This window comes from Ulvibacter sp. 2305UL32-6, from assembly GCF_058148545.1.
In genome coordinates this window covers 38468-50925 of record NZ_JBYVKA010000005.1, presented here as the reverse complement: position 1 = coordinate 50925, position 12458 = coordinate 38468, and the positions used below count along the sequence as shown (strand labels likewise).

Below are 12458 nucleotides of genomic sequence, written 5' to 3'. Positions count from 1 at the left end.
GGTGCTTTTTTTTATATTTACGCCATGTTAGATTTAAATATTACAAATGAATTCTCCAGATTACGCGCCGTAATTTTGGGCACTGCACAGAGTAATGGTCCAACACCTGCTTTGGAAGATGCCTACGATCCAAAATCGGCTATTCATATCGCTGCTGGTACATATCCGAAGGAAGCCGATATGATCAAAGAAATGGAAGCGGTTGCTGCGGTATTTGAAAAGTATGATGTAAAAGTATTTCGTCCCAAAATCATAGAAGACTACAATCAAATATTTGCACGAGACATCGCATTTGTAATTGAAGACAAATTTTTTAAGTCCAATATTCTGCCTGATCGTGAAAAGGAGATCGATGCCATACAATATGTCATCGATCAAGTTGACCCATCAAAGGTGATCACATTTCCTGAAGAAGCTCATATTGAAGGTGGCGACGTCATGCCTTATGGTGATCATATCTTTGTTGGCACCTATCGAGAGGCAGATTATGCAAGTTATATTACGGCACGAACTAACGAAATCGCAGTAGATTATCTTCGGAAGATCTTTCCGCAGAAAACAATCAAGTCGTTTAATTTACGTAAATCGGCTACTGTCGCTCAAGACAACGCCTTGCACCTAGATTGTTGTTTTCAGCCTATTGGCAAAGGGAAATGTATCATTCATCGCGAAGGCTTTCTGGAACAAGAAGAGTATCAGTGGTTGGTTGATTTCTTCGGAAAAGAGAACTGCTTCCACATTGATAAAACCGAAATGTACCACATGAATAGCAACATTTTTTCTATTTCTGAAGATGTGATTATTTCCGAAAAAACTTTTACACGATTAAATAATTGGTTGCGTTCTGAAGGTTTTACGGTAGAGGAAGTTCCTTACTTCGAAATTTCGAAACAAGAAGGTTTACTTCGCTGCACCACGATGCCTTTGATCAGGGATTAATTTAGTGGCTATTACTTGCCGAACTTATTCTTGTAATCAATCACACTTTGATTGATAACTTCCATAGCTACTTGTCGGTTTTGAAATTCTTCAACAACCACTTCTTTGTGTTCTAATTCCTTGTAGTTTTCGAAAAAGCTACGCAATTCTTTGATCCAATGAATAGGTAGATCTTCAATTTCGTTAAAGTGATTTACACTCATGTCGTTAGCGGCAACGGCAATGATCTTATCGTCCATTTCTCCTTGATCGATCATACGCATCACTCCAATTACCTTGGCTTCAACAATACACATAGGTACAACCTCTATTTGTGACAAGACCAAAATGTCTAACGGGTCATTATCATCACAATAGGTTTGTGGGATAAAACCATAATTTGCGGGATAATTGATTGATGAATAGAGCACGCGGTCTAAAATTAGCATTCCAGAAGCTTTGTCAAGCTCGTATTTGGCTCTTGAATTCTTTGGAATCTCAATAATTCCATTTACAGAATGAGGTGTGTTTTCGCCAATAGATACGTCGTGCCAAGGGTGAATATTCATAACTTTTACTTTAAAAATTTAGTTTTATTTAGGGGCTGCAAAGTTAGTTCAATTCTGCTGAAGTTTACATGCGAAAAACGTTTAAATTTGCAAGCTGAAGATAGCATGTTGGAAGGTGTTATTTCAGAAAAAAAAACGCAAACTTACCCTAAGTATATAGAACAATAGCATGAAACAAATTACCAACACGCTCCTAATGATTCGCCCTGTTGCATTTCGCATGAACGAAGAAACGGCTGTAAACAATTATTTTCAGGAAGATTTGGACCTAAAAAATTCTGAGATCAACAAAAAGGCACAAGTCGAATTTGATACTTTTGTGTCTAAATTGCGCGCCGTTGGGGTAAATGTATTGGTTGAGGATGATGATCTTTTGATGGACACGCCAGATTCGATCTTTCCAAATAATTGGGTGAGTTTTCACGCAAATGGCGATATTGGAATTTATCCGATGTTTGCTGAAAACAGACGTAGAGAAAGACGTGAAGAAGTTTTTATGCGTTTGGAGAAAGAAGGTTTCCGTATAGAAAATATTATAGATTATACCGAGGCTGAAAAAGAAGGCTACTTTTTAGAAGGTACTGGAAGTATTTTAATGGATCGTGTTAATAACAAAGCGTATTGTGCGTTGTCACCGCGTGCCGATGAAGGATTGTTTATTGAGTTTTGCGAAGATTTTGAATGTGATCCGGTTGTTTTTACTGCCAATCAAACCGTAAATGGGCAGCGAATGCCTATCTATCATACCAATGTGATGATGGCTTTGGCCGAAAATTTTGCGGTGATCTGCCTAGATAGTATTGATGATAAGCATGAAAAGAAAAATGTTATAAGGCACTTAAAAGAGTCAAAAAAGGAGATCATAACCATCACCGAGGCTCAAATGCACCAATTTGCTGGTAATATGTTACAGGTACAAGGCGCAGAAGATAAATTTATGGTCATGAGTGAAGCTGCAAGAAATAGCTTAAAGAGTGATCAGGTGAAAGCTATTCAAAAACATTGTAGGATTTTAAGTAGCGATCTTGAAACTATTGAAACTTGTGGTGGCGGCAGTGCACGATGTATGATGGCTGAAGTTTTTCTTCCGAAGAAAGAATAACGCTATTTTGTTTTAGCGATATTACGGATCATTCCAGCAAAAATAAAGTAGTGAAAAGGTAGCATAGTATACCAATACAAGCGGCCAATAAGACCCTTGGGTCTAAAAGTCGCCGTTTGATGAAGCATGTTGTCATCGGTGATCTCAAACTCTAACCAAGCTTCACCAGGAACGCGCATTTCGGCAAATAAGAGCAGGCGTTTATTTTCTTTATCAGCTAAAATTACGCGCCAAAAATCTAAAGCGTCACCTTCAAAAATTTTATCTGGATGGGTTCTGCCACGTCTTAAACCTACCCCTCCAAAGAGTTTATCGAGATAACCCCGTACTTTCCAGAGCCAATTTCCATAGTACCAACCTTTATTGCCACCAATAGACCAAATGTTTTCAAGCGCAAGTTTTGGATCATCGAGTTTTATGGTTTGTTTATCTTTTACACAGCCTTCGTCGGGTACTTGTACATACTTTTTAAGATCTTGTCTGAAACGTCCACTTACCATTGAGTCTTTCCAACTTGAAACAACTTGATTCTGCTTTATCTTTTTAAAGGCCAATTCGATCGCCTTGACATACGAAATGGGCTGAATACCAAGGAGATTTTGCAAACGAGTATCATTCGTAATTACTTCTATTCGCATACTATCGACCAAATTTAACGCGAGTTTATAGGAGGTTGATGTGACAAAATACAGCCAATACGAAGAAAGTTTGGGTGAAAGAAAAGGAACATCAATTATTGAAAGTTTTAATTCCCTAAATTTTGCATAACCTAGCATCATCTCTTTATAAGATAGTATGTCAGGGCCACCAATATCAAATGAATCATTATAGCAGGCCTTATTTCCCAATACGCCGGTTAGATAACTTAATACATCGCGTATTGCAATAGGTTGACAGCGAGTTTTAACCCAGGTTGGTGTGATCATAATAGGTAGTTTTTCGCATAGATCCCGTATGATCTCAAAAGATGCACTACCGGAGCCCACTATGATCGCAGCTCGTAATACGGTAAGTTGTGCTTGGCCTTCGTATAAAATCTTTTCAACATTTTTACGTGACCGCAGATGTTTAGAAAGGTTGGTCTCATTTACAATTCCACTTACATAGATCACTTGCTTGCATTGCGTTGGATTGAGATATGTATTGAAGTTTTTTGCCGCGAGTTCCTCTTTTTCATCAAAATCATCTGTAGAAGCACTCATGGAGTGAATAAGATAATAGGCGGCATCAATATCTTTGGGAAGTACATCTTGCGTGGCTTCTTGAAGAAAATCAATCTCAACGATCTCAATCTGTTCCTTTAGGCTTGGGTCAAGTGAAAGTCTATTTGCATTCCGTACACAGCACACCACTTCATGCCCTTCTTCTAGAAGTAAAGGTAGAAGTCGCATACCAATATAACCATTTGCGCCTGTAAGTAATATTTTCAAAAGTTGAATTTTGTTTAAAGATACAATCTAAAAGTTGCACATACGTTAAAACGTAGTTAAGCTATATTTTATTCATTATCTTTCATTGACAAAAGAAACCCAATCATGAAAATTTTAAAAGTAGTATTGATAGTTGTAGGTGTTGGTTTGATAGCTTTCGGCCTCTATAATGCTTTTGTACCAAAAGAAGTATTAGATATTGGCCCGTTAGAAGTCAATGCAACTGAGGGCTTAAATAATCAAACTTTGGCGATGATAGGCCTAGGAGTACTCACGCTATTGGCGGGCACTTTTTTAAAGAACAGAAGATAGCTACAGATCTTCTAAGCGTGTGGGTAATGTTTCTGCCTTTGCGGCTAACAATTTTGTCATAAATTTATGTATAGCCTTTCCATTTTGTCGGGTTTCGATCTTTATAAAATAGGTGTCTATATGAAGGGAATATATTTGAGTATCTCCCTTGTATATTACAAGTTTGTAATATGGGATGACCAGAGCATACGATTCCAAGAGCGAACGAAAACCAATAATAATCCCTTCAGGGCGCATTTCGATATTACAGTAATTCCGATTATTGTCTAATAGCAATAAATTATTGATCTGAATACTTGCCTCGGCGATGACGAGTCGGGGAGAACCAATGCCATCCATTTTAAAACGCTCCCGAATTGTAAAGGGTTTTCCAACAAGGGCGTCCACTTTACGCGTGGTATCTTTATTAGTATATGAAACGTTTACAAGCAAATTTGAGGATATAAATCTATAGTATGATTCGTAATTGTATAAAGATAGCAATCATTTCGCTTAAAATAGTTAAAAACGTACCTTTGCCTATTCAATAAATGAACACATGAATTTGCAAGAGACCCTTTCAGAACACATCAAAAAAGCTGTAGAAGCTAGTTACAATGTATCTTTAGAAACTGTTGAATTTCAAGCAACCCGTAAAGATTTTGAAGGCGATGTTACCGTTGTGATATTTCCGATGCTTCGTACGGTCAAAGGCAATCCTGTGCAAATAGGGGAAACTATTGGTGACTATTTGGTGGCCAATGTGGATGTGGTATCTAAATTTAATGTGGTTAAAGGGTTCCTTAATTTGGTCCTGAGTGACGCTTATTATTTAGATTTCTTCGGAAGTGTAACCGATTTTTCTAACTTCGGAAAAGTAGCCGTTGGCGATCAAGCGGTGATGGTTGAATATTCTTCGCCAAATACCAACAAACCCTTGCATTTAGGACATGTTCGAAATATTCTTTTGGGCTATTCCGTAGCAGAAATTGAAGCCGCAGCAGGGAAAAAAGTCTATAAAACACAGATCATAAACGATAGAGGAATTCATATTTGCAAGAGTATGCTTGCCTGGAAGTACTTCGGAAATGGTGAAACTCCACAATCGTCCGGACTAAAAGGAGATAAGCTCGTTGGAAATTATTACGTCAAATTTGATAAAAAATATAAAGAAGAAATTGCACAGCTTGTTTCCGAAGGTAAAACCGAAGAAGAAGCAAAAGCAACCGCTCCGGTTATCGTGGAAGCTCAAGAAATGCTTCTCAAATGGGAAGCTGGTGATCCTGAAACGGTAGCGCTATGGAAAAAAATGAATGGTTGGGTGTATGAAGGTTTTGCAAAAACCTATGAGACGATGGGTGTTGATTTTGATAAGCTTTATTACGAAAGCGAGACCTATTTATTAGGAAAGGAATTTGTACAACTTGGACTGGAAAAAGGAGTCTTTGAACAAGATTCAGATGGCTCTGTTTGGTGTGATCTTACTGAGGACGGACTAGACAGAAAATTAGTGCTTCGAAGCGACGGGACAGCTGTTTATATGACCCAAGATATTGGTACTGCTATTCAACGTTCAAAAGATCATCCAGATGTTAGCGGAATGATTTATACCGTTGCAAACGAGCAAGATTATCACTTTCAGGTATTGTTTTTAATACTCAAAAAACTCGGATTCGATTGGGCAAAAAACTTATATCATTTGAGCTACGGTATGGTTGATCTGCCTTCGGGAAAGATGAAGAGTAGAGAAGGGACCGTAGTTGATGCCGATGATCTTATCGCTGAAATGTCAGAAACGGCGAAAGCTATTTCCGAAGAAAGAAAATTTGACAAAACCGATGATTTTTCCGAAGAAGAAAAGAACGCGCTCTATAAAACCATTGGCTTAGGAGCGCTAAAATATTATATCCTAAAGGTTGATCCTAAAAAACGAATTTTATTCGATCCAGAAGAGAGTGTAGATTTCCAAGGCAATACGGGACCATTTATACAATATACCTACGCTAGAATTCGATCTATTTTACGAACTGCGGGAACCTTAGTGCAACCTGATTTGAAGGAAGTTGTTCTGCATGAAAAGGAAAAGGCGTTGCTAAAGACCTTGAAATTATTTCCAGAAACGGTGCTACAAGCTGCTGAAAATTACAGTCCGGCGTTGATTGCAAATTACACCTATGAATTGGTTAAAGAATTTAATTCGTTCTATCAAAACGTGCCCATATTTACTGCAGACTCTGAAAGAGAAAAAAACTTCCGCGTTTGCCTAAGTGGGGCAGTCGCGGAAGTGATAAAAACAGCATTTTCGCTGTTAGGAATCAATGTGCCTGAACGGATGTAATTAGTTAAAAAAGCGAACGCCTACAAAGCCTTTTACGTTCGGGTCGGCATCTGCCGTAATTAAATATGGGATATCCTTATCTTTAAACATGAGGATCCCTTGATATTGAAAGGCTGTTTGGCCAGCTGCATTTTTTTGTTCGGCTACGCCAAAGGGCTTATATCCTTGCAGCGCTCCATATTCCTGCTCTAAATAGGCCATTTTTTTAGCAATTGTTTCACCCAGTGGATCTGGAATGTCCTGTGCATTTTTAATTTCATCGATCTTACTGTAGCTTTTATTCATGATACTTTCGGAAAACGTCTTAAAGTAGGTTGACTTGTCACTTATTTCTTTAAGTACATCTAGAGGGTAATTGTACGCAACGGTATCATTTTTCGCATTGACAAGTTCCACGTCAATGATGGTATAGTTGTCTTTTTCTTCGGAAGTTAATCCTTCGTAGACGAGCATGGCGATATTGGCCGTAGTCACTGTGGCGGCTAAGCTGTCTATCATAACACTTTCAGAAACTTTTACATTAAAAGATTTCATGGTTTCTGTACCTACAGAGCTATTAAAACTTTTGGTATATGAGGTTTTAGCATTGTAGATCTCTGCGATTTTGTCAAGACTTTTCTTTTCTGAGTCTGATGCGCAGGCAGCGAAAAGAAGTACTACAAGGCATACTGTGATGGTGTTTTTCATGATATGGTTATTTAGTTATGTTAATTCGTATTCTAAAGCAATTCTTACAAGGCCGGCAGTGTTACGAGCCCCTGTTTTTATAAGCATATTACGTCGGTGGGTTTCTACCGTTCCGAAACTGATAAAAAGTTTTTCTGAAATTTCCTGAGTAGTATGCTCTTCCAAAATGAGCCCAAGAATTTCTCGTTCTCTTTTTGAGAGTGTTGGAAAGGGACTTTCTACTTTTTGACGATTTCCGTTTGCAACGCTATTAACCACAATGCTGTTCACAGTATCATCTAAATACATATCTCCTTTATTTACGGTTTTGATCGCTTCAATAACTTCGTCTTGTCCTGCATTTTTGAGCACATAACCTTTAGCTCCATTGCTAAGCATTAACTTGATCAAGCTACTTTCTTTGTGCATAGAGATCGCGATGATCTTAAGGTCTCCATTTATTTTTAGCAACTCCTTACAAGTTTCAATTCCGTTGATGCCGGGCATATTAATGTCTAGCAAAACGACATCAATTTTTAGATCAGAGATATTCTCGATCGCCTCCTCACCACTTATGGCATTGCCTACAACAGTGATGTCGGTTTCATTTTTTAAGAGCATTTGCATGCCTTCAATGACCATTTTGTGATCGTCAACTATGTACACGTTTATCATGATGTGGGTATATTAATGGTTAATGATGTTCCTTTATTCGCTTGAGTGTCCCAGTGGATAGCGCCATCTAAGTACTGTACTCGACTGTTGATACTCTTTAGACCGAGCCCTCCTTTAGCAGTTGCCTTATCATGGTCAAATCCAATTCCGTCGTCTTCCACGATCAAATTGATCTCATTGCCATGACCTATAAGTTGAATTAAGATATTCTCTGCCTTAGCGTGTTTTCTTATGTTTGAAATAATTTCTTGAATCAAACGATAGATCATTACTTCCTTTGTAGAATCGAGGTTTTTGGGCATATTGGAAATCTCGACAGTGGTGTTATAACCCTGTTCGCTGAGTTGTTCTCCCAAATCTTCAACAGCGCCTTGTAGGCCAGAAATACTTAATGCATGAGGCATCATGTTATGCGAAATACGACGTACCTCAATACAGGCTTCATCAATAAGATTGTTGGTTTTTCCCGTAAGGTTAAACTCACTCAATTGTTTGATCTCGTTCTGAATAGTGGTAAAATGTGCTTTTACCGTGCTTAATAATCCGCCCAAACTATCATGTAAATCTTTGGCAATTCGCGAACGCTCTGCTTCTTGTCCTTCAATCATACTACTCATGGCGAGGAGTTTGTTTTTTTGTTGTAGATCTGTGATCTTTTGCTTCTGAAGGGCGGCATGCTGTAATGCGATGGTTTTTTGATATTGTAATCGTTTCCGAAAGAAAACAAAAAGACTAACCAGGGCTACTGCGGCGGCTATAAGGCCAAATAGAATACGATTTTTTTGCTGATTTTTCTTTTCAATAGTGAGGTTCTGCTCAAAGATCTCCTTGTCTTTTTTGGCAGCTTCATATTTTTGAAGTGCCTCTGTCAAATTTTTGTCTTTGTCAGCATTAAAGATAGAATCTTTGATCGTGTTGTACTCATAGAAGAGCGTCACGGCTTTTGTGTTTTGTTTGTTTTTATGGTATTGATCTATAAGATCACGCATGGTCTCATAACGTTCATCTTTAAAATTATGCTGACTGTACTTGTTGAAAGCACTTTCCATATATTTAAGCGCGTTCTTCGAGTCACCTTCTTTAAAATACACATTACCTAGTCCACGTAAGGCGGTTGCATAATTGTAAACGTCCTGAAGCGTATCGGTTTTTGCAATGACCTCATTAAAAATGGTCTTCGCTTCGGCAATTCTATTAACATCAATATAGATATTAGCTAAATTGAGCGAAATCGTTTTATAATAGATCTCAAATTTTGGTTGGTTTAAATGAATTCTGGCTCTTTCAAAATGCTCAATAGCTCTATTTGGTTCACCCCGATTTTTATATATATTACCAATATTGTTAAGAGAAATTCCCATGCGTTTTGGGTCACCTGCTTTACTGCTTAAGTCATAAGACAGCGTAAAATATTTGAGCGATAAAGAATCATTCCCATTGTTTTCATATGCCGCCGCAACACCGTTATAAACCGAACTTAATCTGCTTGCATCTTCTTTGTTTTCAAAATATCCGGCCGCTTTTAAGTAATAGGTCAATGCATCATCAAAATCACCGCTAGTTACATATGAATTTCCAACATAGTAATTAGCTAGTGCCATTTGCAGTGAGTCTTCGACTTTTGTTGCGGTTTCTAAATAATGAAATGTATATTCTTGAGAGGCAACAGGGTCGCTATAATAAGTCGCTCTGCGAAGTTGGTTATAAATACTTATTCGTATCGAATCACTTTCAGCATTAGTTAATAGAATGCGCAAGCTATCTTCCACTTTATTGGTCTGTGCAAGCGCGCTAGGGCAAGTATAAATCATAATTGCAATTGCGCTATAAAAGGCAATTAAAGAATTGGGCGTCCTACGGTATTTGGATTTATGAAACATCAGCAGGAATGGTTATGTTAATGGTTGTGCCCTTGTCTAGTTTTGTATCCCAATTAATTGTTCCATCAAGATATTGTACCCTACTATTAATACTTTTAAGGCCAAGGCCTCCTTTTTTGATTTCTTCGGAATAGTCAAAGCCTTCGCCATCATCTTCTACAATAATGTTTATTTCGTTTTGATGTCCAAGAAGTTGTAGCAGGATGGTTTTTGCATTTGAATGTTTTCGAATATTCGATAAAATCTCTTGTAATAACCGATAGATCATGACTTCCCTTGTGGGATCTATCTTCTCTGGAAGGTTGGTGAGTTCGACCGTGGTTATATACCCTTGCTCTTGTAATTGATCTCCTAGATCTTCTATGGCACCTTTTAAGCCAGAAATGCTTAAGGCCTGCGGCATCATATTGTGTGAGATTCGGCGAACTTCGGCGCAAGCTTCGTCTATTAGTACATTGGTTTTTTCGGTTAGGTTAAATTTTTCAAGCTGAATGATCTCATTTTGTATGGTTGTAAAATGAGCTTTCACCGTACTGAGCAAGCCACCGAGACTATCGTGAAGATCTTTTGCAATACGAAGACGTTCTGCCTCCTGTCCTTCAATCATGCTACTCATAGCGAGTAACTTATTTTTTTGCTGGAGATCGGTTATTTTTTGTAACTGAAGCGCCTCGGTCTGTGACGCAATAGTCTTTTGTGATTTTAAGCGATACCGAAAGAAGACCAATAATATCAGCGATAGTATACCCAGAGCAATTAGCGCATAGCGAGATTGATTACTTTCTCTTGTTTTATTATCAAGGTCGATTTTTTGCTCAACAAGTTCTCGCTCTTTTTTCTCGGTTTCAAACTTAATTTCCAACTCGGCAATATTTTGCTGCATTTTTTCCGAAGTTAGACTATCCTGCATGGAAGCCTGTAAGAGCTTGTAATTATACGCCTCTTCAAAATTCTTAGCATTTGCTTCTGTTGTGGTTAACAGCGTATAGACATCTAATAATTGTGATGGCTTGTTGATAGATTTGAATACGGTTTCGGCATGTTTGAGATAGGGGATCGCCTTTTGCGGTTGCCCCATATAATTGTAAACATTGGTTAGCGCTGCTGTTGTGTGTAAAAATGAGTTGTAGCTCTTTAAACTATCACTTACCCAAATAGCTTTTTGATATCTGGGGATGTTTTCAGGATCTAATTTATTGGCAAAGATCTGCTTTATGGGCATATGACCCGCAGGCATATCGGGATGAGCGTCGAGATATAATTGTGACAGCAGTTCGGTAAACTTAGTAAGTTGTAACGGTTTGTCTATTTGAGCATAAAAATCGACCAAGACGTAGATGGCAAATCGTTTACGTGGATTATTTTCATAATTCTTAACAACCTCGTACATCTTTAGATAGAAGGACTCGGCTTTATCAAGTTCGTTTAAATTACTGTATGCTATACCCTTATTGTAATAGATGTTGCTAAGTAGATCTCGATTTACGTCTTTTTCTGCAATAGGTTCTACCAGATTGAGAAGCTGTAATGCTTTATCGGGCTTATTTTTTGAGAGATAGGAGTTTGCTAACGAAATATGGTAAAATATATAGACTCGTTCTGCTTCAAGTTTTTCTGCTAAGGCAATTCCTTGTTCTTTTAGGGCAATAGCCTCGTCAAGATAACCTCGTCGCGATAGATTTTTAGAATAGGAGTCGTATAACCAAAGTTTCGCACGGTCAGTGCTATCTTTTTGTAACGAGTATTGATATAATGGAGTTGCGTCGTCGGGTTTGTATTTCCGAAGAATAAAAATACCCAGATCTTCATAGGTCTGATCCTGCGTTTTTATATTTTGCTTTTTTACTATGGTAAGAACACTGTCAATATGAGCTTTAGCATCTTGCTGGCCAAACAAAACGATGGGTTGGCATCCTAAAAAAAGGGCCAACCCGAAGTTAATAGCAATATGTGATTTTAAAATTTTCATTAAATATTCATACTTAAAAGATATGAATTTTTAGGTCGTAAATGTTATGTGTTTATCTGCTTTTCGTTGCTACGATCAACGTAAACGTTCCTTCTTCCAATCCATCAGCACCTGTTACACCAATAACCACACGGTATTCCCTATTGATCGCTACCAAATTGGATACTGTTCTCGTGTGATTTTGCGGTTCCTTTCCAACAAAATTACGTTCCCGTTTATGATCGGCTTCGCAACGAATACAACTAGACAGATTTGGAACCAAGTCGGTGTTGTTTACGCCAATTTCGTAAGCATAGATACTGAAATTTGCCGTTGGGTCATCTGGCACAACAGTAACGGTCATTTCACTGTATTTTGGAATAATGCCCGTAAAGAACAAATGTTTTCCGGTAAATTTACTACGCTGGGTTTCAGGAAAACAAGCGATTGAGCTATCCCATGCCCAAGATAGATCGTCTAAAACAATTCCTTCAGAAAGATCACCAGTATAAGCAACTTCATTATTTGGAACGGGTTCAATAGCGTAAATCTGTGGTTGTGCATTTGTTAACATAGGGAGAAACATTAAAAGAATGATTGCATATTTCATAATGTAAAATTTATAGGCTACCACAAGGTAG

Annotated in this window: 12 protein-coding genes; 4 read left to right on the top strand and 8 right to left on the bottom strand. The window is 38.0% G+C overall.

Features of this window, described 5'->3' with window-relative positions; all coding sequences use genetic code 11:
- Nucleotides 1-24 precede the first annotated feature (24 nt).
- Nucleotides 25-939, top strand: coding sequence for a dimethylarginine dimethylaminohydrolase family protein (locus ACY2RU_RS15125; protein WP_490139324.1), 915 nt, complete (start codon nucleotides 25-27; stop codon nucleotides 937-939).
- A gap of 11 nt (nucleotides 940-950) precedes the next feature.
- On the opposite strand, the gene ACY2RU_RS15120 is transcribed toward ACY2RU_RS15125, so the two are convergent.
- Complete coding sequence (locus tag ACY2RU_RS15120) at nucleotides 951-1487, bottom strand: inorganic diphosphatase (protein ID WP_490139323.1); 537 nt, start codon at nucleotides 1485-1487, stop codon at nucleotides 951-953.
- A gap of 169 nt (nucleotides 1488-1656) precedes the next feature.
- Between ACY2RU_RS15120 and ctlX the strand changes: the two genes are divergently transcribed.
- Nucleotides 1657-2589, top strand: a complete 933-nt coding sequence (ctlX, locus tag ACY2RU_RS15115; protein WP_490139322.1) for a citrulline utilization hydrolase CtlX — start codon at nucleotides 1657-1659, stop codon at nucleotides 2587-2589.
- A 2-nt stretch (nucleotides 2590-2591) separates the two neighbouring features.
- On the opposite strand, the gene ACY2RU_RS15110 is transcribed toward ctlX, so the two are convergent.
- Nucleotides 2592-4019 (bottom strand): SDR family oxidoreductase, encoded by a 1428-nt coding sequence (locus tag ACY2RU_RS15110; protein WP_490139321.1) that lies wholly within the window; start codon nucleotides 4017-4019, stop codon nucleotides 2592-2594.
- Nucleotides 4020-4124: 105 nt separating this feature from the next.
- Here ACY2RU_RS15110 and ACY2RU_RS15105 point away from each other — a divergent pair, with 105 nt between their 5' ends.
- Nucleotides 4125-4331: a hypothetical protein gene (locus ACY2RU_RS15105; RefSeq protein WP_490139320.1), complete on the top strand. Its 207-nt coding sequence runs from the start codon at nucleotides 4125-4127 to the stop codon at nucleotides 4329-4331.
- Here ACY2RU_RS15105 and ACY2RU_RS15100 read toward each other — a convergent pair whose 3' ends face one another.
- A complete protein-coding gene (locus tag ACY2RU_RS15100; protein ID WP_490139319.1) occupies nucleotides 4332-4763 on the bottom strand; it encodes a hypothetical protein in 432 nt (143 codons plus the stop codon).
- A gap of 106 nt (nucleotides 4764-4869) precedes the next feature.
- Between ACY2RU_RS15100 and argS the strand changes: the two genes are divergently transcribed.
- Nucleotides 4870-6648: an arginine--tRNA ligase gene (gene argS / locus ACY2RU_RS15095; protein WP_490139318.1), complete on the top strand. Its 1779-nt coding sequence runs from the start codon at nucleotides 4870-4872 to the stop codon at nucleotides 6646-6648.
- On the opposite strand, the gene ACY2RU_RS15090 is transcribed toward argS, so the two are convergent.
- The 5 genes from ACY2RU_RS15090 to ACY2RU_RS15070 are packed head-to-tail and all read right to left on the bottom strand — an operon-like array spanning nucleotide 6649 to nucleotide 12427.
- Nucleotides 6649-7335, bottom strand: coding sequence for a hypothetical protein (locus ACY2RU_RS15090; protein WP_490139317.1), 687 nt, complete (start codon nucleotides 7333-7335; stop codon nucleotides 6649-6651). It lies immediately after the preceding gene.
- Between the two features lie 15 nt (nucleotides 7336-7350).
- Nucleotides 7351-7989: a response regulator gene (locus ACY2RU_RS15085; RefSeq protein WP_490139316.1), complete on the bottom strand. Its 639-nt coding sequence runs from the start codon at nucleotides 7987-7989 to the stop codon at nucleotides 7351-7353.
- Complete coding sequence (locus ACY2RU_RS15080; RefSeq protein ID WP_490139315.1) at nucleotides 7986-9800, bottom strand: tetratricopeptide repeat-containing sensor histidine kinase; 1815 nt, start codon at nucleotides 9798-9800, stop codon at nucleotides 7986-7988. Before ACY2RU_RS15080 ends, ACY2RU_RS15085 begins: the two co-directional genes overlap by 4 nt.
- A gap of 58 nt (nucleotides 9801-9858) precedes the next feature.
- Nucleotides 9859-11838, bottom strand: a complete 1980-nt coding sequence (locus tag ACY2RU_RS15075) for a tetratricopeptide repeat-containing sensor histidine kinase (protein WP_490139314.1) — start codon at nucleotides 11836-11838, stop codon at nucleotides 9859-9861.
- Between the two features lie 52 nt (nucleotides 11839-11890).
- A complete protein-coding gene (locus tag ACY2RU_RS15070) occupies nucleotides 11891-12427 on the bottom strand; it encodes a hypothetical protein (protein ID WP_490139313.1) in 537 nt (178 codons plus the stop codon).
- Between the last annotated feature and the right edge of the window lie 31 nt (nucleotides 12428-12458).

What these genes read in the sequence shown, in the direction of transcription:
- ACY2RU_RS15125 (WP_490139324.1), top strand. Translation starts at nt 25, where the DNA reads ATGTTAGATTTAAATATTACAAATGAATTCTCCAGATTACGCGCCGTA.
- ACY2RU_RS15120 (WP_490139323.1), bottom strand. Translation starts at nt 1,487, where the DNA reads ATGAATATTCACCCTTGGCACGACGTATCTATTGGCGAAAACACACCT.
- ctlX (WP_490139322.1), top strand. Translation starts at nt 1,657, where the DNA reads ATGAAACAAATTACCAACACGCTCCTAATGATTCGCCCTGTTGCATTT.
- ACY2RU_RS15105 (WP_490139320.1), top strand. Translation starts at nt 4,125, where the DNA reads ATGAAAATTTTAAAAGTAGTATTGATAGTTGTAGGTGTTGGTTTGATA.
- argS (WP_490139318.1), top strand. Translation starts at nt 4,870, where the DNA reads ATGAATTTGCAAGAGACCCTTTCAGAACACATCAAAAAAGCTGTAGAA.
- ACY2RU_RS15090 (WP_490139317.1), bottom strand. Translation starts at nt 7,335, where the DNA reads ATGAAAAACACCATCACAGTATGCCTTGTAGTACTTCTTTTCGCTGCC.
- ACY2RU_RS15085 (WP_490139316.1), bottom strand. Translation starts at nt 7,989, where the DNA reads ATGATAAACGTGTACATAGTTGACGATCACAAAATGGTCATTGAAGGC.
- ACY2RU_RS15080 (WP_490139315.1), bottom strand. Translation starts at nt 9,800, where the DNA reads ATGATTTATACTTGCCCTAGCGCGCTTGCACAGACCAATAAAGTGGAA.
- ACY2RU_RS15075 (WP_490139314.1), bottom strand. Translation starts at nt 11,838, where the DNA reads ATGAAAATTTTAAAATCACATATTGCTATTAACTTCGGGTTGGCCCTT.
- ACY2RU_RS15070 (WP_490139313.1), bottom strand. Translation starts at nt 12,427, where the DNA reads ATGAAATATGCAATCATTCTTTTAATGTTTCTCCCTATGTTAACAAAT.